Here is a 21012-nt window from a genome sequence, read left to right on the forward strand (position 1 = left end):
AAGCATTTAATCTCACCCGCATAGCAGGCGGTTTTTAGTTTCAGGCACTAAAGTACCTTCAACTTGTTAAAACATAATAAAATAAAAAATAAACCTGTATCTTTAAGAGGTACAGGTCTTTTTACCTATAAAAAATAACGCCAACTTATTAAGCTGACGTTTCTACATTATTTTAATTATCTATAATTATCTTTAGTAATAACCTAAAATTATATGTATTTTGTTACTTTAGTGTATCAAATGAATATCCCTGAGCCTTAAAGTATTCTATGACCTGAGGAAGTGCTTGCACCGTAGTAACTTTTTCAGCAGCATCATGCATTAATACTACCAGATGATCATGATTAGAATACCTTTCGACTTCCTCTATTAGATGTGATACAGGTACTCTGTTATATTCGGCATCGCCAGTTAAATCATTCCAATCAACATATTGATATCCATTTCTCTTTGCTTCCTCTCTAAATGGTTCTAGTTTCTTACCAAAAGAACCTCCTGGAAATCTTACAAGCTTTAAATTATAATTGTTTCCTAAAATAGATTTTAATATTTCTTGACACTTATCCACATCACTCATAAATACCTTTGGATCTGAATATATATAATTCATATTATGGGAATAAGTGTGATTCCCTACCACATTACCTTCTGTAACTTCTTCCTTTACAAGTTCTCTATTCTTCTCTGCATTTTTACCAATTAAAAAAAATGTAGCTTTCACATTATACTGTTTCAATATACTCAGTATTTTTGGAGTATTATTTGCAGAAGGTCCATCATCAAAAGTTAAATACACCACTTTTCTTCCATCTGATTTATATGGATTGAATTCACTTAAATTTGTATTATTTGTATTAGTATTTGCTTGTAATTTAATTTGTCCATTCTTGATGGCTCCTATTTTAGTGGCCTTTACAGTATTAGGTTTTATCTTATATGACTTTGCGCTAAATGGTTTCTCTAATGCAATAAGTCCCACCAAAAATAAAAACAAAAATGCTGATACAATTATTAATATATTTTTCTTCTTTTTTTTAGAACTTCTATATATTCTATACTGTACCATATATAGCTTCCTTTCCACTCTTACTAATATATATTATATAGTTTCAAATCTATACAATCTACTAAACTTTTACTAATTAACTGTTAATTTTACATTTTTATTTCTTATACTAAGATACTATTTCTCCATAAATTTTTATATTCCTGCTTGATTTTACAAAAATAAAAAAAATATAGCTTAGAGCAATAAATCTGCCCTAAGCTTTTCATTATATTGTTATTTTAAGTCCTGCTCATAGGCTTTAACCATTTTCTTAACCATATTTCCGCCTACGGAGCCAACTTCTCTAGTAGTTAAATCCCCATTGTAGCCTTCTTTTAAATCTACTCCAACTTCTCGGGCTGATTCCATCTTAAGCTTATTTAAAGATTCTCTAGCCTCTGGTACTAGTAATTTATTACTGTTACCTGGCATAATCAACACCTCTTTCTAGAGCAATTTTTAATGCTACACTTAAAGTTTGTGCATTTCTATAAAAAATACGCTAGATAATTGAATAAATATTTAGCACATAAATATAAAAATACGCTGAATTGGATATAATGTTAATATTTGTATCAATCTCCATATTAATACTTTAATATCTTACTCATTATGTTTTTACCATGAATCACAAAAAGCCCTGGTTAATTCCAGAGCTTTTTACTATTTCTTTGACGGTCTATATCCTGATAAATTATTAGATGCCGATTCTTCCTCACTTCCATATTTGTAATCTCGAGGCAGAAGAATTTGAACCCTTGCCCCCTCGTTGCAAACACTATGCTCTCCCACTGAGCATGCCCCCAAAAGTGATAGGAGTTTATCCTCCTATCTGGTTCAGCTTTTTCTTTAGTTCATTAATTGTTTGTTGATGTTTTTTTATCTGTTCAAAAAACTTATTATATCCATCATTTCCTATTGAATCCGCATTGATTTCATAGAACTTCTTTCCGATTTCTGCATAAACCCTATTGATACTTTCTTCCTCTTTGTTGATGCTCATATTGATTTTAGTTATTTCGACGAGTTCCCCTGATTTTTTAGCAGCCGTTGATGCTGCACTTCCGACTGTTTTACTTAAGTTATCAAGAAATGACATATAATCGCTCCCCCCTTACTATGCTATAAATTCGCGGCCCCATTTATCGAACAAACATTAATCTATTTCACTATTATATTAGGATTTTTCAATGAATAATCTAATGGTGATTCGTACTATACAATGTATGCACTAAGTATTCATATGTTCTTGCATGAATATTATATTTGTTTCAAATTATGTATATATGTGGTCTAATTCGATATAATGATTGGCACCATAAAAAAAGGAAATAAATAAATCCTCCCAAGAAGGAGGAAAATTTAATAATTTGTACACAATGAATATATACTTATTTTACAATATAGTAAGATTTTAAATTAACTTTATAGTAAATCTTGTCTACACTACTAGATTAACAATTTCTCAATATCTAATACAGTATTAACAATGAAATCTGCGCCTGCCTTCTCAAGTTCATCTCTATCACCATATCCGTACAGAACACCAATTGAATCTATTCCTACCTTTTTTGCGCCGTTAATGTCATGTTCCCTGTCCCCTATCATTATTACTTTTGATAAATTGATAATACTACAACTTTCTAACGCATATTGAATAACCTCATCTTTTTTAATTCTTGTTCCATCAAGATTACTTCCAGCAATATACGTGAAATATTCAGCAATATCAAACCTCTCTAATACTTGTTGTGCAAATACTTGAGGTTTAGATGTTGCAACAACGAGTGTCTTGTTATTGTATTTTAATGTTTTAAGTAAATCCTCAATTCCATTATAAACCAAATTTTCAAATATGCCCTTTTTTCTATAATACTCACGATAGTATTCTACAGCAGTCTTTGCTTGTTCTTTTGAAAATCCGCAATAACTTTCAAAAGAATCACGCAAAGGAGGTCCAATGAATTTATTTAATTCGTTTCTGTTATCTACCTTTATATCGTATTTTTCAAGAGCATATATAACTGAATTTGTTATGCCTGTTGCAGAGTCCGTAAGTGTACCATCAAGGTCAAATAATATGCATTCATATTTCATTACTCATTCCCGCCCATCCTACATTTATTCACTATTATACACATTGTCAATACTTTTAAAAATAATATCAAATATATTTCCCACATTGCTTGTTCAAAGTAACGATCAAAAGATAGTCCATTATAAATAAAACCTCTTGGTAAACAACAATTTACATTTGTTGCGCAAGTTGAGAATAATGAATTTTTCGTGAAGATAGAAAAACATTTATTATCCTGTATGTTGATTATAGTTGAACTTACGCTCTCTTACATCAATGCTAATTTTCCTCTGTAAAGATAAAAAATGTAGACAAATACCTAACATAGCAAAGAAACCAATATAGCCGCATATAGGGAACAAAGTTGCAATAAGTTCTTTAAAGCCTACAATACTTCCAATGAAAGCCGACACAACCGCCCCCAGTATCAGGGTATTTCCCTGAATATTTCTGATATTCTTTATACGAACAGTCACCCCAAAAAGACAGGATAATGCACTTCCGAACATTCCGCAAAGTAGGAGAATCGCGTAGGCTTTTCCCAAAAATGGATGTATTCTTTCAGCAAGTATAAGCATTGGGAGCTTTGCACCTGACAGCATAGCCTGATTCAAAATCAAAGGAAGTAAAGTACAAACAAATACAATTATTAGTTGCACCGTCCCCTGGAAAATTCCTTTATAAATAGTTTTTTCTTCTTTTACATTCGGTGCAATCGGTACCAGTATGGAGATAGCTGCCATCATGTTATAAGATACAAACGAAAGCATAGAAAATAGCCAGTTTCCAAGCAAAGGATTTGTCCCAGAAAATGGCCTGGCAATTATATTACTTCTGTGAAAACAGAAAAATGATAAAATACCAGTAATCATTGCAACCACAATCAAGAGAGGAACTGTAATACTAAATGCATTTAGTACGCCTTTAGCCCCCCACAATGCTACTACCGCCAAACAAACCGCCATGAGTGCACTTCCAATAATTATGGGCATACCAAACACCTGATCTAACAGTGCCCCAGCTCCTGCTATCATAACAATTACAACACCAAACAGGAAAAAAATAAATATCCCGCCGAAGATTACCCGAAGCCATGGCTTTTCTTTTTCCACAATAATTTTGTCAAACTCTACGACTCCTGTATGCTTTGCAATTTTCATAGCGAAGCAACCAAGCATACAGAATAACAGGACAGAAAAAACCATTCCTACCAACCCAAAGCTTCCAAATACTCCGAAAAACTGCATGAGTTCCTGTCCTGACATAAAGCCAGCTCCTAAAAAACTTCCTGTAAAGGCCATTGCAATCTGCCGGGATGATATATTTTTTATATACAAATAAATCACTTCCTTTAACCATGAATTATGTAAATAGTCTTTATTTCGCACTTAATTACTGTTCCATCACAACTATAAAAAGATTGTGATGTATTATATCATTTTTCTACTACTTCCATAAATAACATTTTACAAAGAAACATCACATAAACTACCAAATAAAATTTTCTCTTTTTTGTCAATATTCTTTACATACCTTTCAAATTCCAAACAGAAATTAACCCTATCTTATCTTGTATTACTTTTGTAAGATGTATAATAGCTGTGTTTATTATAAACCTTCATTATTAAAAGTCAATACATTGGTAAAATATACTATAATACTTTTTCAATTCATATTTTTAATTTCTTGCAATGTTTTATTATATGCATCAGATATAGCATCTTCTACTACTATAATTTTAAAGTCTCGTTCACTAGCTTCATAAATACTTGTTCGTGGACAATTTAGGAAATTACATCCAAATAAATATCAGGGTATCTATCTTCATACTTTTCAGAAAATCTTCTAAGTTAGTTTTATAAAACGCCCCCTATCTTGACTTATAAATAGCTCATTCTTTATTGCTGATAGATTGTATATTGCCTTGTAACAATTTTTCGTATTTTAGTTCTCCTGAGAATAAGAAAAATTTAATATTTTTAGGATAATATGGTATCAACTTCAGTAAGTAAATTAAATGCTACACTTGCTTATTTTGTCATATATACACATATAGTATTAAATTTTATTTACGATTTCCCGTGTTGAAGCCCCATTTAACCTTGGAGCCACAGGTATATGTTGAAAGATTCGCCATGAATTACTACCAGTGTAGTCCCTGATGTTTTCACTATAACTATTACACCACATTTTGGCAACATTTTGATTCCAATTTGATTCCTGAATAATTCCTCATATATAGGTATTTTCCATAACTTAGAATTATTTTGTTCCATGATAATTTTTCCAGCATTTATCACACGTTAAACAGCAGCGAGTGGCAAAATTAGGACAGTGGCCGGCAGTTGTATATCCACTGGCGGTTGGTTTGGAACCGTGTGCTATATTCTTTATCCAGTTAACCATATGTGTTTTTATTATTATTAATTTCAAAAAAACCACCTCCAATATCATATTAAAGTTAAGTTGTATGGATATTATAACATTTCATGTTAATAAATTCGGTAACATCGGTAACATATAATATAAATTATTTCATTATGCTAACCCAATTCTTCCAATTAGCAATATTCTCAATCAACCTATGTCTTCGCTTTATAGCTCCTCCAGGAGACATATTAAATTTTACCCCAACCTTCAAATCCGTTTTCCTGTACTTATACTTGTATTCCAAAAATTCCTGATCATCAATCCTTAGATCTTTAATATTGCCTCAATAACAGCATTGTCTGCTTTCATATTTCTAAGAGCTACTACTTTTACGGCTACTCTACTACTATCTATACTGTTATAACTTATCCCCTTTTGTAGCTCCATTAGGGTTTATTTCCCAAAGACCTTTACTACTACCTTAGCCTCCTCTGTAATGCAGTTCTGTTATTATTACTTAAAAAGTACCATATTCCTAAAATTAAAAGTATAAAAACTGCAAGTAAAAAAGGAAGTTTATTAAAAAGTTTTTTCATTCTAATTTGTCCCCCTTATCTTCCTTTAATAAACTTTTGCACTAGATATTTCTACACATATTCCTAAATTCGTCCTAAAAGTGATAAAAAAGCTAATTATTTAAACATATTACAGACTTTAATTTATATAAACATATAAATTTTTTGTCCAAATAATAATTTATTTGCGGTATTATTTATATATATAGTTAAATTATAGAGATAATTTGTATTATAATTTGCTTATACATAGAATTGAGGGATGGGATAAAATTGAAAAAGCATTTTAAGAAGCTTATTGTAATAACTTTTTCTTTAATACTTACTATTAGCGTTGGATGTAGCAATTCAAAAGTAACTAATAATAAAGATATGGATGTTGCATCTAAAAAGGTGATAAATGAAGTAATATCAAATTATATTAGTAACTACTATTCTCATATATTAACTAACGCTGCCAAGGTCTTTGAAGCACATAAGGTATACGCAATTGAACAGAAAGATGGATTAGCAAATGTTTATATTTATACCTTATTTGAAGGGTATATATTTTCTAATGGAAAATTTAGCTCTTCATCTTCTGGAACAAATCCAGCGTTCATTGTGTTAAAGAAAGATAAGGGTAAATTTAATGTTGTTAAATTTCAACAACCCAAGGACGGAACTGAATGTGAAGCATCTATAAAAAAAATGTTTCCACGTAAATATGCCAAGGAAGCTATGAGTGATGCAGGTCGTGATTTAGAATTAGAAAAACAAATAAAATTAAAAGCTAAAGAATGGTTAAAGGCACAAGGGGGGTATAGTATGTTAGAAAAAAATAAAAAGAAATGAGAAAAGATTCGAGCAGATGGGTTCGTCAGATGGTGGATAAATGAAGGAATTATGGTGTTCTAATTAACAATAAGGATTTAAACTGGCTTTTAAGTTATTATTTAGTTATGGGGTAAGCTTTTTAAATTTGTCAAAAAAGGCTCATATAAAGGATAGAAGAAAGTGGTTAGGGGAAAAGTGAAAAGTATAAACGAAAAGTTGAACCTTTGTAAAATTCGTAAAAGAAGATAAGTAAATTTATGCGAAGCAGTCATCTTAATTGAACTAATAGATAAGTTAGAATTTGGGAGGTAGTAGTAAATGATACATTCTTTTTTGATGATAGGACAATCTAATATGGCAGGGCGTGGATATATCAAAGATGTACCAATAATATGTAATGAACGCATTAAGATGTTGAGAAATGGACTCTGGCAAATGATGATAGAGCCTATTCATTGTGATAGACCCTTTACTGGAATAGGACCAGGGGCATCGTTTGCTTCCGCATGGTGCAACAAAAATGAAACTGAAGAAATTGGATTAATTCCTTGTGCAGAAGGCGCTACTAGTTTAGATGATTGGACTGTTGGTGGAGTGTTGTTTGAAAATGCTGTATTTCAATCTGAATTGGCACAACGAACAAGTAAATTAGACGGAGTTTTGTGGCATCAGGGAGAAAACGACTGTAATCCAGAAGGTGTTAATCATTACTATGAGAAATTTTTAGTTATAGTAGAAACTCTCCGTAGAAGATTAAATGTTCCTGATATTCCAGTGATTGTTGGTGGGTTAGGTGATTATTTAAATGCTGGTAAATATGGGCGTTATTTTCGTGATTATTCTTTGATAAACAAAATTCTGCTTGAATTTGCGAATACACAGGATAATTGTTATTTTGTTACGGCTTCTGATTTGAAAGCAAATCCAGACAATATCCATTTCAACGCAATGTCACAAAGAATTTTTGGCCTTCGATATTTTGAAGCGTATGACAAAAGAATTAATATATTAGAATCAATGAAAGAGGAAATTTCAAAAATTAACGAATTGAATAATAAACCTTTGTCTAAAGTAGAAAAAACAGCACTAATAGGTAACGAATTTGGAAAAGGAAATATATCTTTGGAGGAGTATGAGGAACAGTTATCTAAAATAAATGATAAAGAATAGTATAAATTTTCAATTTATAGAGCTGAAGTAATATAATTTTAGCTTCAGTTATGTCATATCTTTCTTATTTTGTTCCAATAACTAGAGTGAAAAACATTCTAGTTTTATTTTTTAGTATGTACAATAAATTAGACATTAGAATTGTAATATCTAGTTCGTTTTCTATAGGGGTAATACCAGATTATCAATTTGTATTAAATATATGTTAATTTATAGTACATGCTTTTTCAGTACATGATGAGGCTGCTGATATTACTCCTATACGCATAAATATTCACACTATATCATTAAAGTGATTCTATCCAAAATAATAAGCATCAGTAAAATGGTAAATATTCATTATTCTATTTATTATTTCATATTCATGTATAATATAGTATAATTATAAATACAAGAGGAGGTAAATATATGAATTTAATATTAGAAAATGGAAATTTATCAAACTATTTACTCGTAAATAAATATGTTGATTTTAACAAAAAAATTATACAGGATAAAGCAAAGGAACTATTTCATGAAAATTTAGATGAAATTAAAAAAATTAGAATTGCATTTGAGTATGTTAGAGATGATATTTCTCATTCTTGGGATATTCAAAGTAAGAAGATAACAAGAACTGCTTCAGAAGTATTACAATATAAAGAAGGTATGTGCTATGCAAAATCCATGTTATTGGCTGCATTATTAAGGCATCAAGGCATTCCAACTGGTTTTTGCTATCAAAGATTAACATTAGGAGATACTCCCCAAACAGGATACTGTATACATGCTTTGAATGCAGTTTTCATTCCATCAATAGGTAGATGGATACGTATAGACACTCGAGGAAATACAAATGGCAAGAATGCTCAATTTTTTATAGATAAAGAGCAACTTGCATTTCAGGTTCGTGTAAAATATGATGAAGTTGATTATCCAACAATATTTATCGATCCTATTAAAATAACAATTGAAACATTAGAAAACAATACAAATTGTATTGAAATGATTAAATATAATTTACCTACTGCATTAAGCTGATTTTAATAATATAAATATTTTAAATTGAAATATTAAATAAATACGAATTGTATTAAAGTGAAGAGATAATGTAATTAAAAGTAACATTGAAGGTAAAGAACGCTCAAAGCTTTGGGCAATAGCTTATATAAAAACTAATCAACTTATATTTGACTTAAATACTTTCATTAATGTTGAGTTAGAAAGATTAGGATTTAATGCACCTATTATTGGTACAGCAAATAATTTTAATAATAAAAAATTAATTAGTGAATGGTCTCTTAGACATGTTGCTTTTATTGCTGGACTAGGTAGCTTTGGATTAAACAATATGCTTATTACAGATAAAGGATGCCGAGGCAGATTAGGTAGTTTAGTAACGAATCTGAATCTAGAGCCTAACATGATACAAAAAAAGGTAAATAGCGTAGAAATATATTACTACCTTTTCGATTGTCGAACAAAATTCTAATTTTATTACTAAACTAGAGTGAAAAATACTCTAGTTTTATTTTTTTCTGCTTCTAATGCTTCTTGAACCACATCGCAGCTAAAATTTAGGGCTTAATTATTGCGCCAGAATAAAAGTATTGATGTGATTTAAATAGAAATTTTTGTGTAAGCCCTGTAACATTATTTCCTTAATGAAAAAATCTTGTCTAAACCATCCCTATAAACTTTTATCCACTTTTCAGTCATCTTATAACCTATTTCATCAGTGTCACCTTTTATTCCATTAATCACTAATTATTTCCTCCATTTTAAATCATCTCCTTAATAATAATTATAAATTTCAAAGACAAAAATAAAATCAACCTTTCGGTTGATTTTGAAGGTGGATTTATCAAGTAATCCTTAGAAAAACATAGGAGTATTATCTAATTACCACGCTGGGATAAAATATTCACATTCTGAATAAAAAAATAAGAGGTCATATCCAAAATACAGTCCTCTAAAGTTAAAATTTTTATATTTTTATTATGGCATTCTGTTAAAATACCCGTCTTGACCCTACATAAGCTGATTTCCAATAGTTCGTAAATGGTGAAATCACAACACCTCTGCTAGATGAGGCGTTTATGAATTGCCCACCACCAATATAAATTCCAACATGGCTTACCATCCCATCTCCTGTAAATGAAAAGAAAACTAAATCACCTACTTGAAGATTTTCAAATCTTACGCTTGTGCCTATGTTGAATTGATCACGAGAAACTCTCGGCAACATAATACCATTCCTTGTAAATACATAGGAAGTTAATCCAGAACAATCAAAGCCACTTGGCGTATTGCCACCCCACAGATATCTAACTCCAATGTATTTTTTTGCTGTGGCAACAACAGAATCAGCAGTTAACAATTGAGCAGTTAGGGTTCCTACTATTCCATCCATTGCCAAGCTACGTGAAGCTTGAAATCTTATTACACTTTTTTGAGTCATACTCCCAAAAATGCCATCCACTTTCCCAACATTAAATCCTACATTATTTAATTTTGTCTGCAACTGCACCACCCCTGCACCTCTGGAACCCAAACGTAAGGTTTCAGCTTGTACCATTGTAGGAAGCAAGAACATAAAAAAAATTACGAGAATAATACTTAATATTTTTTTCATAATTTATTTTAGTGAGGAAAGTGTATGTAATACCAAACCCACCAAATAATCACCTCTTTTCATTTTATAATAAGAATCTTCGTTGAACTTTGGATTTCCTTTTCTACTCTTTGTTTAATTATCGGATAGTGTAATAAACTATTTATAGACTTACGGGTTTTACCTATATGTACCTCCAATGGAAACTATTTTTTTCACTGTCACAACCATATCTACAGTTTCATCAAGAAATCCTGGCCAGGTACGTATAATATTAACCTGACTCTTGCATTTTCATAATATTCACTTTAAAAACCAATCAATAGAATTTGTAAATATTTTTTTAAATAGTTCATAATTGCCTTCAATCTTCTCAGTTTCTTTTAGAATGTTAGATTTTCCAGAGGCAAATCTTCCTCCAGACCATACATCATCCTCATATTCATCGGCATATATTTTTACATTTTCCTTGGTATACTCAGGATGAAATTGGAATCCTATTGCTTTATAAGTATTACTTATAAAGATCTGATTTGGAGCGGCTTCTGTATATCCTAAAACCATACAATTTTGTGGCAAGCTATAATGATCACTATGCCATAAAAAAGTTTTAAAACCCTGTTTTAACCCTTCCAATATTTTGTGTTTTTTACCTTCCATGGTAATTTTAATATTTAGCCAGCCTACTTCTTTTTCTTTTGCTTTATAAACTTTCCCCCCTAAAGCTTCTGCTATTATTTGTGCTCCCAAACAAAAGCCAATTACAGGAATATTGTTCTTTAGTGCTTCCTTTACATATTCAATTTCATTAATTAACCACGCGTCATCATTTTTATTCCAAAGATGCTGAGAACCTCCATGGATAATAATCAAATCAATACCTTTTAATTCAGGATAATCTTCCGGATTAAAAGCTTTGAATTTTTGAGAACTATTATTTTTATTTTCCTTTAACCAAAAGTCAACATTTGTTGCTTTTGGATGATCCTTATCATGTATCAACTCAATTATTTTCAAATTAACCCTCCAAATTGTACTTTCTATTTTATATGTTTTTATTAATTTAATAATTATTATATAATTTTTAAAAAATATTTTTTAATATTTTTTCAAATATGATATTTTTATTTTAAATTAGCATTAAAAAAGCCATCAAACTAATTGTAATTTGATATTACATACTAGCTTGGTGGCCGTGATTTAACCTTGAATACTCTCTAAATATTCATCATAGGTTGATCTTTTATCTATAAATCCATTATCAGTAAGCTGTATAATCCTATTTGCTGTAGTCTGGATAAATTGATGATCATAGGATGAAAACAATATAATACTTTTGTAATCTATAAGTCCGTTATTCAATGCCGTAATAGATTCTAAATCAAGATGATTGGTAGGCTGATCTAAAATAAGTACATTGGCATTTTCCATCATCATCTTTGCCAGCATGCATCGTACTTTTTCCCCTCCTGACAGAATACTTACCTGCTTTAAAGCCTCTTCCCCTGAAAATAATATCCTTCCTAAAAATCCTCTAATATAACTTTCAGACTTTTCATCTGAAAATTGTCTCAGCCAATCCACTAAATTCAATTGTTCATCATTAAAATACTTAGAGTTATCCTTTGGAAAATATGCCCTTGAAGTTGTAACCCCCCATTTGTATTTTCCACTATCCGGTTCCATCTCTCCCATAAGAATTTTAAACAATATAGTCTCTTGAATTTCATTTTCTGCTATAAAAGCAATTTTATCACCTTTGGATACTGTAAAACTGACATTATTCAAAACTTTTTTTCCATCTATAATTTTTGTAATGCCATCAACTATTAATATATCATTCCCCACTTCTCTCTCAGGTTTAAAGCCCATAAAAGGATATTTTCTGCTGGAGGGTTTAATATCTTCTAGAGTTATTTTATCCAGTAGTTTTTTACGGGATGTAGCCTGATTAGACTTTGAGGCATTGGCACTGAAACGCTCTATAAATCTTTGCAGATCCTTAATCTTTTCTTCTTTCTTCCTATTTTGCTCCTTTGCCATCCTAAGTGCAAGCTGGCTTGATTCATACCAAAAGTCATAGTTTCCTGCATATATCTTTATTTTGCCATAATCCACATCTGCCATATATGTACACACTTTATTTAAAAAATATCTATCATGGGATACAACTATAACGGTGCCCTGAAAATTAATAATAAATTCCTCTAGCCACTGTATGGATTTAACATCTAAATGGTTGGTAGGCTCGTCTAAGATAAGTATACCGGGATTTCCAAACAACGCCTGTGCCAGAAGTACTTTTACTTTTTCAGGACCTGTAAGCTCAAACATTCTTTTATTATGAAGATTTATATCTATTCCAAGACCTTGAAGAAGTGAAGAAGCCTCAGATTCTGCTTCCCATCCGTTTAATTCTGCAAATTCACCCTCCAATTCCGATGCCTTTATGCCATCCTCATCTGTAAAATCAGCTTTATCATAAAGGGCATCTTTTTCTTTCATTATCTCATAAAGCCTTAAATTACCCATAATTACTGTTTCTAAAATCTCATATTCATCATATTCAAAATGATCCTGTTTTAATACAGACATTCTTATGTGCTTTGAAATACTTACTTCCCCTGTATTAGGTTCTATTTCTCCTGATAATATTTTTAAAAATGTAGTCTTTCCTGCACCATTTGCTCCTATAACCCCATAGCAGTTACCTTCAGTAAATTTTAAATTTACATCTTCAAAAAGCTTTCTTCCCTTATATCTTAAACTAACATTATTTACATTAATCAACTTATAACCATCCTCTACTGTATTTTTGTCATTACGGGAGGTATTATATCATAATTCAACTAAATAATCACCAAAATTTTTTCTCCATTAGATACAGCTTCTTTATTGGCTTACACCATATTGAGTAATTTTAAGCTTTACATTCACATTTATTACAGCATTCTTGTATGCCTTTGTCCAATCAACCTTTTTCCAATAGCTATTATATTTTGCCCTTACTATGTTACCAATACCAATTGGATCACTATTTATGTCCTTCAAATAATTGATTACATTTATGCAGTCTTTATTTAGCTCTCTTTGCAATTTTAAATTTAGCCTTTCTAAATTTTCATCTTCGTTAAAATCATAGATTTTATACTCATCGATATTCCCTGATAAGCTTAAGTCTATATTAACCACAGGCCTATTATCAACTATTTTTACTTCTATTTTTCTTTTACACGAATTAAGTACTGCAGAAAGTCCCTGCTTTATCTGCATCTTATTCTTCGGTAAATTTACAGAATTAAATTGATATTCTGTGAATTTTAATTTTCCCATCATTGCCATTAATAATGAGGTATTCCTGGAAGTTAAACTACCAACCATTTTATCTCCTGAAAATAGTGCTGTTCCTTTAATAACAGCTCCATCTTTCTCAAGTTTTACAAGTGGTGCAATATTATCAATACCTTCTTCAAAGCTAGTGATATCGAAGCTATATATTCTAGTTTCTGGATTATATCCACTTTTACTATTTCTTTTAAGAAGTTCTGTCAAATATGTATAGGATCTCTGTTTATCCGATAATTTTTCTACCCCTCTTAAAAACTTCTCAGCACTCCCATCCACCACTATTAGCCATGCTATTATAGGATCCGTAGGATCCCTTTCAAGAATTTCATTTATTTTAGATATTTCTCCTCTTTCAGCAATATCCTTAGAATAAATCAAAAGTTGAGTCTTACCTGCTTCCATAGATTTAGAAGATTTTCTCCTTAACGCCTCCCTTGATGATCTGAGCAGACTGGCTGTAGTAGTGAGTATTTCACTCCGGGCTTTTGATCCAGGATCTGTTACAGGATTTACTATAGTAATTTTCATTTTAGAATCATCTTCAGATACTTCTATCCCATATACTGTGCTAAAACCTATTCTTTCGAAAGGATGCTCATCCCAGCACCCACAAAATGTCATAGGAATTATTATAAATATTACAATAATTCTTAATTTATGAATTAGCTTATTCACTTGTTTTAACTCCCTTCTTACTTACAAAAGAAAAAATATAACACAACATAATAAATACTACAAATACAACTCCCCATATTGTCATGATTTGAGTATACCTATAAATCTCATGATGATTTCTCGGAATTCTACTGATTAATATGGTTATAGCTGTGAAGATTATCAAAGAAACCGTTTTCTTTTCTCTTTTAAAAAGTTTTTGTACCCTACAGTAAGCAGGGAAAAAATATGAACTAACAGACATAGTCATAACAGGAATCCATGCTGCAATGTATAATAAATCAATTCTTTGAACAATAGGATCATCATAGGCTCTTGATAATCTTATTAAAGGAAAAACAATTCTTGCTAGATGCTTTTCACCAAAAAAAGCTGTACATACAAGAGTTACTGATAAAAAAAATATACTCCCAATACCGTGAGCTATTAAAGAATATTTCATAGTTTTTTCTTTATCAGTAATGGAGGGATAGAGAATTACTATGAGTTCAAAACCTAGATATGCATAGTAACAATCTTCAAGCCCCTTCAAAACCCCTAAAAAGCCACTTTGTCCTACAGGCATTAATAGTTTTACATCACAGAACCTGATAGACAGCAGTAATAATATGTAAGTAATTAATATGAAAAACCACATAATAAAGGAAAATCTCGCTATGGCCTTAAGTCCATACCAGGATAAATAAATAGTAGGTAATATTATAAAAATATCTAATACAATAGGTGGAGTAAACCTTAGGTAAGTTATTTTAAGTAATTCAGTAAATAATCTTAATTGTAAACAAGTAATAGCCCATAAATACAAACTAACAATAATATTTAAAAAGCCCCCTAGATATTTACCATAAAGATGTTTATTAATATCATATATTGAGCTATTGTTGTATCTTTCAAGCAGTAGAATAATAAATATCATAGCAATAGCAATAAGTATTCCTACTATAATTATAGGTATCCATCCATCATGGCCGGTTTTTTCAGCAAGAATATTTGGTGTTTCAAGCAGTTCTACACCTACCTGTGCAGATAGTAAAAAATTCATAAGCTGTCTGGAGGTTATATTATTGCTATTCTGCTTCTTCATTTCCAGTTCCCCTCCATTTATCCTTTGGTTTTGCTACATCAGGTCTTCTTTTTAAATGTTTTATTTGAGCTCTTATGTTAGCATCCTTAATCTCTCGTAGTTTTAATGGCTCTATAGGTTGAAGATAGGGCTGCCCCAATGATTCCAGCACTATAAGATGAGCTATTAGAAGCAGTACTGATATTACTATACCTACCATTCCAAATACAGCTGCTGCTATCATCACTAAGAACCTGGTAATCCTAAGTGCAATACCCATATCATACATTGGTATTGTAAATGTTGCTATAGCAGTTACGGCTACAACGATCACCATCTGATTACTTACAACTCCTGCCTGTACTGCGGACTGCCCGATGATTAATCCACCAACTACTCCAACCGTTGTACTTATATAAGTTGGGAGTCTAATAGTTGCCTCTCTTAACATTTCAATAAATAATTCCATAAAGAGTGCTTCAACTATAGGTGGGAAAGGAACCCTACTTCTAGCCTCTGCAACGTTCACCAAAAAACCTATTGGCATTACATAGTAGTTATATGAAATTACAGCTATATAAGTACTTGGAAGAAATATAGCTAGAACTAAACAAACCATCCTTAAAAGTCTGAGAAAAGAACCAGCTAACCAGTTTATATTATAATCATCAGGTGCCTGTATAAAGGAGTAAAAATTCACTGGTGTTATAAGTACTACTGGTGTACTTTCTAAAATTATTGCAAATTTCCCTTCTAATAAACTTGCAGTTATTCTGTCTGGCCTCTCAGTAGCATTGTATTGAGGAAAAAGCGAATAAGGATGATCTGTAATCATTTGCTCAATAAACCCTGAGTCAATCAGACCATCATAATCAATGGTGCTTATTTTCTTACATAATGTGTTCAGTAGGACATCATTTGCTATATTCTGTAGATAAGCTATTGCTAGGGTTTGGTTTGTGGAGGTACCAACTTTAAATATTTTAAATTTAAGATTTGGGTTCTTCATTCTCATTCTCAATATAGCAATATTCGTATTTATATCTTCAACTAAGCCATCATGAGAACCTCTTACATTTTTTTCTGTAGTAGGTTCAATAATGTTTCTCTTGTCAAACTTTTTCAGTGCACAAGATATGCTAAATTTAAGTCCTTCACCTATGAAAACTGTGTTCCCTAGCACTATTTCATTTACTATATCATTAATATTTATAGGATAACTTATTCCACCTACAGGGATTATATTCTGAATGGATTTAACTTCGTTAGAATTTAAATCTTTTAAATTGATTATAGGATTAATAAAATCTCTCTGAATTAGGTTAATATCTACAAGTCCTTGAACATAGAAAAAACAACCTTTTTTACCAGCATGTAATGAAACCTTTGTTCTTACTATATCTGGACAATCAGTTAATATTCGCTCTACTTTCAAAAGGTTTTCCTCGTAGTTTTCTGTTAATTTCTCCTGAAAAGCATTATTATTTTCATTCACAATCAATCACCAATCTTAGTATAACCGAGATTGGGCAAACTATTTATACTTTTATCCTAACGCGTTAATTAGCTAACCCTCCCCCCATCTTCTTCAAAGTGGGAAATGAGCACTGCTAGGCGCATGAATAGGTATTTTTACAGCTTCCTGGTACTTGAAAAACAGTGGAACCAGGCATTCTTATTCAAAAGAAAAAGAACCAAAGCAAAATTCATTTAAACATCTTGCCTTGATTCTAAAAACTATAAATAATGTAATAAAAATCTAGAACTAAAATTTAGGAATTTCTAAAATAGCTCCTCTGTTTCCTGAAGTTACTAGCGCGGCATATCTTGCAAGATAACCTGTGGTAATTTTAGGTTGTCTAGGTTTCCAGTTTACTCTTCTTCTCTCCAGTTCCTCTTCACTGATTTCAAAATTAATAGAATTGGCCTCAATATCTATCTTTATTATATCTCCTTCTTCAACCAGGGCAATATTACCTCCTACTGCTGCTTCTGGAGAAACATGACCAATTGCCGCACCTCTTGTAGCACCGCTAAAACGTCCATCTGTTATTAATGCTACGCTGCCCCCAAGTCCTCGTCCCATAATTGCCGAAGTTGGATTAAGCATTTCTCTCATGCCAGGTCCGCCTTTAGGGCCTTCATATCTGATAATAACTACATCTCCAGCTACAATTTTTCCTGTGTTTATAGCATCTAGAGCATCTTCTTCACAGTCAAATACCCTTGCAGGTCCTTCATGCTTTAACATCTCCGGTGCCACTGCAGAGCGCTTTACAACACATGAATCTGGAGCTAGATTACCCTTAAGAATTGCAATTCCACCAGTCTCGCTGTAAGGATTCTCAACAGTTCTTATTACCTCTTTATTTTTATTTACACAGCCTTTAATATTTTCTGCCACAGTTTTTCCCGTACATGTAATCAAATCTGTATTTAATAGATTTAGTTTATCTATCTCATTCATAACAGCATAAATACCGCCTGCTTCATTTAATTCTTCTACATAATTATGTCCTGCCGGTGCAAGATGACAAAGGTTAGGAGTCTTTGCACTGATTTCATTTGCCATATCAACATCTAATTCAATGCCAGCTTCATGGGCAATAGCCGGTAAATGAAGCATACTGTTTGTACTACATCCAAGAGCCATGTCCATAGTTAAAGCATTTTTAAAAGCGCCTTCTGTCATAATATCTCTAGGTCTTATATTCTTTTCTAGAAGCTCCATTATTTTCATACCAGCATGCTTGGCAAGTTTTATCCTGTCGGAATAAACAGCAGGTATAGTTCCGTTGCCTCCAAGGGCCATTCCAAGAACCTCTGTTAAACAATTCATACTATTTGCAGTATACATGCCTGAACAGGAGCCGCAAGTAGGACATACCTTATTCTCAAACTCTTCTAACTTTTCCTCAGTTATTTTTCCCCCATTAAAAGCACCTACTGCTTCAGATATACTGCTAAAGCTTACTTTACATCCATCAACCTTTCCTGCAAGCATAGGACCTCCACTTACAAATATAGCTGGAATGTTAAGTCTAGCTGCAGCCATTAAAAGTCCTGGTACATTTTTATCACAGTTAGGTACCATTACCAGGGCATCAAAAGCATGTGCCATAGCCATTGCTTCTGTAGAATCTGCAATTAAATCTCTTGTAACAAGGGAATATTTCATGCCTTGGTGTCCCATTGCAATTCCATCACAGACAGCAATGGCAGGAAAAACAATTGGAGTACCTCCGGCCATTGATACACCTGTCTTTACAGCCTCTACTACTTTATCTAAATTCATATGACCTGGTACTATATCATTCTTTGAACTTACAATACCTATAAGCGGCCTTTCTATTTCTTCCTTTGTTAAACCAAGTGCATTAAGCAGGGCACGCTGTGGTGCACTTTTGGTTCCTTTTGTTATTACATCACTTCTCAATAATATAACCTCCCTTTAAAGGTTCAGATGGAGAAAATCATTCCTCATGAGCAAACTTCATTTGAACCTTAGAATCACTTGATATAGTTTCATTGTAAGTTGTATGATGTCTGTTGTCAACTATACATTGGTAATCCTGAAATAAGTTTTTACTCTTCATATATGCCAAGCCCCCTCATAGCATGTATAATATGAAGTTTCATTGCAGTTTTGGCTCCCTCTGCATCTCGACTAACTAAAAAATCCATTATCATACGATGGTCATTTAATGTATCCTGTATTACGGTTTCATTATCATCTGATAAAATAACGCCTTTATCAATAGCTTTATAAAGTATGGGCATTAATTTATTCATAAATTCATTATGAGTTGCTTTTGCAATAGATTTATGAAAAGCTCTTTCAGTTTCAGTTCTATCTTCCTTGCTTAAAATTTTTTGTTCCTCTAGTTTACCATAATAAACTATTCTCTTAAGTTCCTTGTCAGTAGCACGTTTTGCAGCATAATAAGCAGTCTGAGGTTCAAAAATTAATCTCATCTCATATAGATCTTTTGCATTTAACTTCATTGTAGAAAGTTCTTCTAGACCAAAATTTTCGTCAGAACCTTCATGTTTTACCACAAATGTACCTTTACCTCTCCTAATTTCAAGAACATTACGGGCAACTAAAATACGAATTGCTTCCCGTAATGTAGTTCTACTTACATGCATCCGGGCAGAGAGTTCATTTTCATTTGGGAGCTTATCTCCAACTACAAACTTTTTATCTATAGTAATCATTGCAAAGATATCATCTGCAACACTTTGAGATAAACTTTTTTCTCTTTTTGCCATAAACACCCTCCTTTTTTAGCCCTGTGTTTCTATAATATAATAAAACATTATACCCTTCAAGAGAGATGTCATATGTTCGTCTAAACATATGACATAGTATTAATATTATAATGAAACCTTATACATTTTTAGTCATGTCTACCAGCACTTCTGAATTTGAAATAATTTCCTGTAATGTTGAAGTTATTTCTTCTGTAGATGCAGCCTGTGATTCAGCCATAACTTTTGTATTATTTATCTCTTTAATAACTTCGTCTATAGCTCCTCTCATTTCTAAAAGTAGTTGTGCTATTTTTTTTGCCGATTCCCCACTTATTTGGGAAAGCTTTCGCATTTCATCTGCAACAACTGAAAAACCTCTTCCCGCCTCTCCTGCCCTTGCAGCTTCAATAGCTGCATTTAAAGCTAGCAAATTGGATCGGGAAGATATTCCTGTGATAATATTCAATATTACATCTGTCTCTTTTATCTTTTCTCCTGTTGACTTAGTAGAATCCACCATATTATTCATTGAACATAAAAGTTTTTGTGAATTAGCAGCAATTTCTTCTATGCTCGCATTAGTCTGTTGTAATGAACTAAAAATACTTTCCGTTGCTTGTTCCACTTTTAAATGTTCAGTTAGACTCTTCCCTATGCCAACCCCTCCAATAACTTTTCCTTGTGAATTTTTAATTGGATATGAAACAGACTTAAATGGCACTCCATATACTTCTTCTGCTACCGTGACAACATATATTTTACCATCATGAATTGTTTTATATAATGGTTCGTCAATAGATAACTTCTGTCCAATTTTAATATGTAGATCAAGAGTGTCACCCTTACGGTAATACAAAAATTCATTAGTATCTGCTACAGCTACTAATAGATCCTCCTGCAAAATATCTTTTAATACAGGTACAACTTCTAAAAATGATTCAAGTATTTTTTCCATGCTTATTATGCCTCCAAAAATATCTTATTTAGTAGCTTTATTCGATTTATTTCACAAATACTTTAATA

The 21012-nt window shown here is 31.8% G+C and carries 22 protein-coding genes; 3 read left to right on the forward strand and 19 right to left on the reverse strand.

What is annotated here, in order from left to right:
- Positions 1 to 223: 223 nt before the first annotated feature.
- From ACJDU8_RS06230 to ACJDU8_RS06270, 9 genes are all read right to left on the reverse strand, one after another.
- Entirely contained in the window at positions 224 to 1066 is an 843-nt protein-coding gene (locus tag ACJDU8_RS06230; RefSeq protein ID WP_406791288.1) for a polysaccharide deacetylase family protein, read from the reverse strand.
- A 216-nt stretch (positions 1067 to 1282) separates the two neighbouring features.
- Positions 1283 to 1480, reverse strand: coding sequence for an alpha/beta-type small acid-soluble spore protein (locus ACJDU8_RS06235; RefSeq protein ID WP_406791289.1), 198 nt, complete (start codon positions 1478 to 1480; stop codon positions 1283 to 1285).
- Positions 1481 to 1711: 231 nt separating this feature from the next.
- Complete coding sequence (locus ACJDU8_RS06240; protein WP_406791290.1) at positions 1712 to 1840, reverse strand: hypothetical protein; 129 nt, start codon at positions 1838 to 1840, stop codon at positions 1712 to 1714.
- A 28-nt stretch (positions 1841 to 1868) separates the two neighbouring features.
- On the reverse strand, positions 1869 to 2147 hold the full coding sequence (locus ACJDU8_RS06245) for a hypothetical protein (protein WP_406791291.1): 279 nt from the start codon (positions 2145 to 2147) through the stop codon (positions 1869 to 1871).
- A gap of 350 nt (positions 2148 to 2497) precedes the next feature.
- Complete coding sequence (locus tag ACJDU8_RS06250; protein WP_406791292.1) at positions 2498 to 3145, reverse strand: HAD family hydrolase; 648 nt, start codon at positions 3143 to 3145, stop codon at positions 2498 to 2500.
- A gap of 210 nt (positions 3146 to 3355) precedes the next feature.
- A complete protein-coding gene (locus ACJDU8_RS06255) occupies positions 3356 to 4513 on the reverse strand; it encodes a YkvI family membrane protein (protein ID WP_406791293.1) in 1158 nt (385 codons plus the stop codon).
- 708 nt (positions 4514 to 5221) lie between these two features.
- Positions 5222 to 5401, reverse strand: coding sequence for a hypothetical protein (locus tag ACJDU8_RS06260; protein WP_406791294.1), 180 nt, complete (start codon positions 5399 to 5401; stop codon positions 5222 to 5224).
- Positions 5388 to 5558, reverse strand: coding sequence for a hypothetical protein (locus ACJDU8_RS06265; protein WP_406791295.1), 171 nt, complete (start codon positions 5556 to 5558; stop codon positions 5388 to 5390). The genes ACJDU8_RS06260 and ACJDU8_RS06265 overlap by 14 nt, the downstream gene beginning before the upstream one ends.
- Before the next feature lie 261 nt (positions 5559 to 5819).
- On the reverse strand, positions 5820 to 5942 hold the full coding sequence (locus tag ACJDU8_RS06270) for a hypothetical protein (protein WP_406791296.1): 123 nt from the start codon (positions 5940 to 5942) through the stop codon (positions 5820 to 5822).
- A 401-nt stretch (positions 5943 to 6343) separates the two neighbouring features.
- On the opposite strand from ACJDU8_RS06270, the gene ACJDU8_RS06275 reads away from it, so the two are divergent.
- The 3 genes from ACJDU8_RS06275 to ACJDU8_RS06285 all read left to right on the forward strand — a co-directional run bounded on the left by ACJDU8_RS06275 (position 6344) and on the right by ACJDU8_RS06285 (position 9076).
- The gene (locus tag ACJDU8_RS06275) at positions 6344 to 6904 is read left to right on the forward strand and encodes a hypothetical protein (RefSeq protein WP_406791297.1); all 561 of its coding nucleotides are present in this window, start codon (positions 6344 to 6346) and stop codon (positions 6902 to 6904) included.
- 300 nt (positions 6905 to 7204) lie between these two features.
- The gene (locus ACJDU8_RS06280) at positions 7205 to 8056 is read left to right on the forward strand and encodes a sialate O-acetylesterase (RefSeq protein ID WP_406791298.1); all 852 of its coding nucleotides are present in this window, start codon (positions 7205 to 7207) and stop codon (positions 8054 to 8056) included.
- A 408-nt stretch (positions 8057 to 8464) separates the two neighbouring features.
- Positions 8465 to 9076 carry a transglutaminase-like domain-containing protein gene (locus ACJDU8_RS06285; protein WP_406791299.1) on the forward strand — a complete coding sequence of 204 codons (612 nt, stop codon included), beginning with the start codon at positions 8465 to 8467 and terminating at the stop codon, positions 9074 to 9076.
- A 970-nt stretch (positions 9077 to 10046) separates the two neighbouring features.
- Here ACJDU8_RS06285 and ACJDU8_RS06290 read toward each other — a convergent pair.
- The 10 genes from ACJDU8_RS06290 to ACJDU8_RS06335 form a co-directional block, all read right to left on the reverse strand.
- Complete coding sequence (locus ACJDU8_RS06290) at positions 10047 to 10670, reverse strand: C40 family peptidase (protein ID WP_406791300.1); 624 nt, start codon at positions 10668 to 10670, stop codon at positions 10047 to 10049.
- Between the two features lie 282 nt (positions 10671 to 10952).
- Entirely contained in the window at positions 10953 to 11666 is a 714-nt protein-coding gene (locus ACJDU8_RS06295) for a type 1 glutamine amidotransferase (RefSeq protein WP_406791301.1), read from the reverse strand.
- 183 nt (positions 11667 to 11849) lie between these two features.
- On the reverse strand, positions 11850 to 13439 hold the full coding sequence (locus ACJDU8_RS06300) for an ABC-F family ATP-binding cassette domain-containing protein (protein ID WP_406791302.1): 1590 nt from the start codon (positions 13437 to 13439) through the stop codon (positions 11850 to 11852).
- Positions 13440 to 13541: 102 nt separating this feature from the next.
- On the reverse strand, positions 13542 to 14672 hold the full coding sequence (locus tag ACJDU8_RS06305; RefSeq protein ID WP_406791303.1) for a Ger(x)C family spore germination protein: 1131 nt from the start codon (positions 14670 to 14672) through the stop codon (positions 13542 to 13544).
- Complete coding sequence (locus ACJDU8_RS06310; protein WP_406791304.1) at positions 14665 to 15756, reverse strand: GerAB/ArcD/ProY family transporter; 1092 nt, start codon at positions 15754 to 15756, stop codon at positions 14665 to 14667. The genes ACJDU8_RS06305 and ACJDU8_RS06310 overlap by 8 nt, the downstream gene beginning before the upstream one ends.
- Positions 15740 to 17230: a spore germination protein gene (locus ACJDU8_RS06315; RefSeq protein ID WP_406791305.1), complete on the reverse strand. Its 1491-nt coding sequence runs from the start codon at positions 17228 to 17230 to the stop codon at positions 15740 to 15742. Before ACJDU8_RS06315 ends, ACJDU8_RS06310 begins: the two co-directional genes overlap by 17 nt.
- A 270-nt stretch (positions 17231 to 17500) precedes the next feature.
- Positions 17501 to 19171: a dihydroxy-acid dehydratase gene (ilvD, locus tag ACJDU8_RS06320; RefSeq protein ID WP_406791306.1), complete on the reverse strand. Its 1671-nt coding sequence runs from the start codon at positions 19169 to 19171 to the stop codon at positions 17501 to 17503.
- Between the two features lie 37 nt (positions 19172 to 19208).
- Positions 19209 to 19331: a hypothetical protein gene (locus ACJDU8_RS06325; protein ID WP_406791307.1), complete on the reverse strand. Its 123-nt coding sequence runs from the start codon at positions 19329 to 19331 to the stop codon at positions 19209 to 19211.
- Complete coding sequence (locus ACJDU8_RS06330) at positions 19321 to 20007, reverse strand: FadR/GntR family transcriptional regulator (RefSeq protein ID WP_406791308.1); 687 nt, start codon at positions 20005 to 20007, stop codon at positions 19321 to 19323. Before ACJDU8_RS06330 ends, ACJDU8_RS06325 begins: the two co-directional genes overlap by 11 nt.
- Before the next feature lie 118 nt (positions 20008 to 20125).
- On the reverse strand, positions 20126 to 20944 hold the full coding sequence (locus ACJDU8_RS06335) for a methyl-accepting chemotaxis protein (RefSeq protein WP_406791309.1): 819 nt from the start codon (positions 20942 to 20944) through the stop codon (positions 20126 to 20128).
- Between the last annotated feature and the right edge of the window lie 68 nt (positions 20945 to 21012).

This window comes from Candidatus Clostridium eludens (genome assembly GCF_045310515.1).
In the GTDB taxonomy this organism is placed as follows: Bacteria; Bacillota; Clostridia; order Clostridiales; family Clostridiaceae; genus Clostridium_B; species Clostridium_B eludens.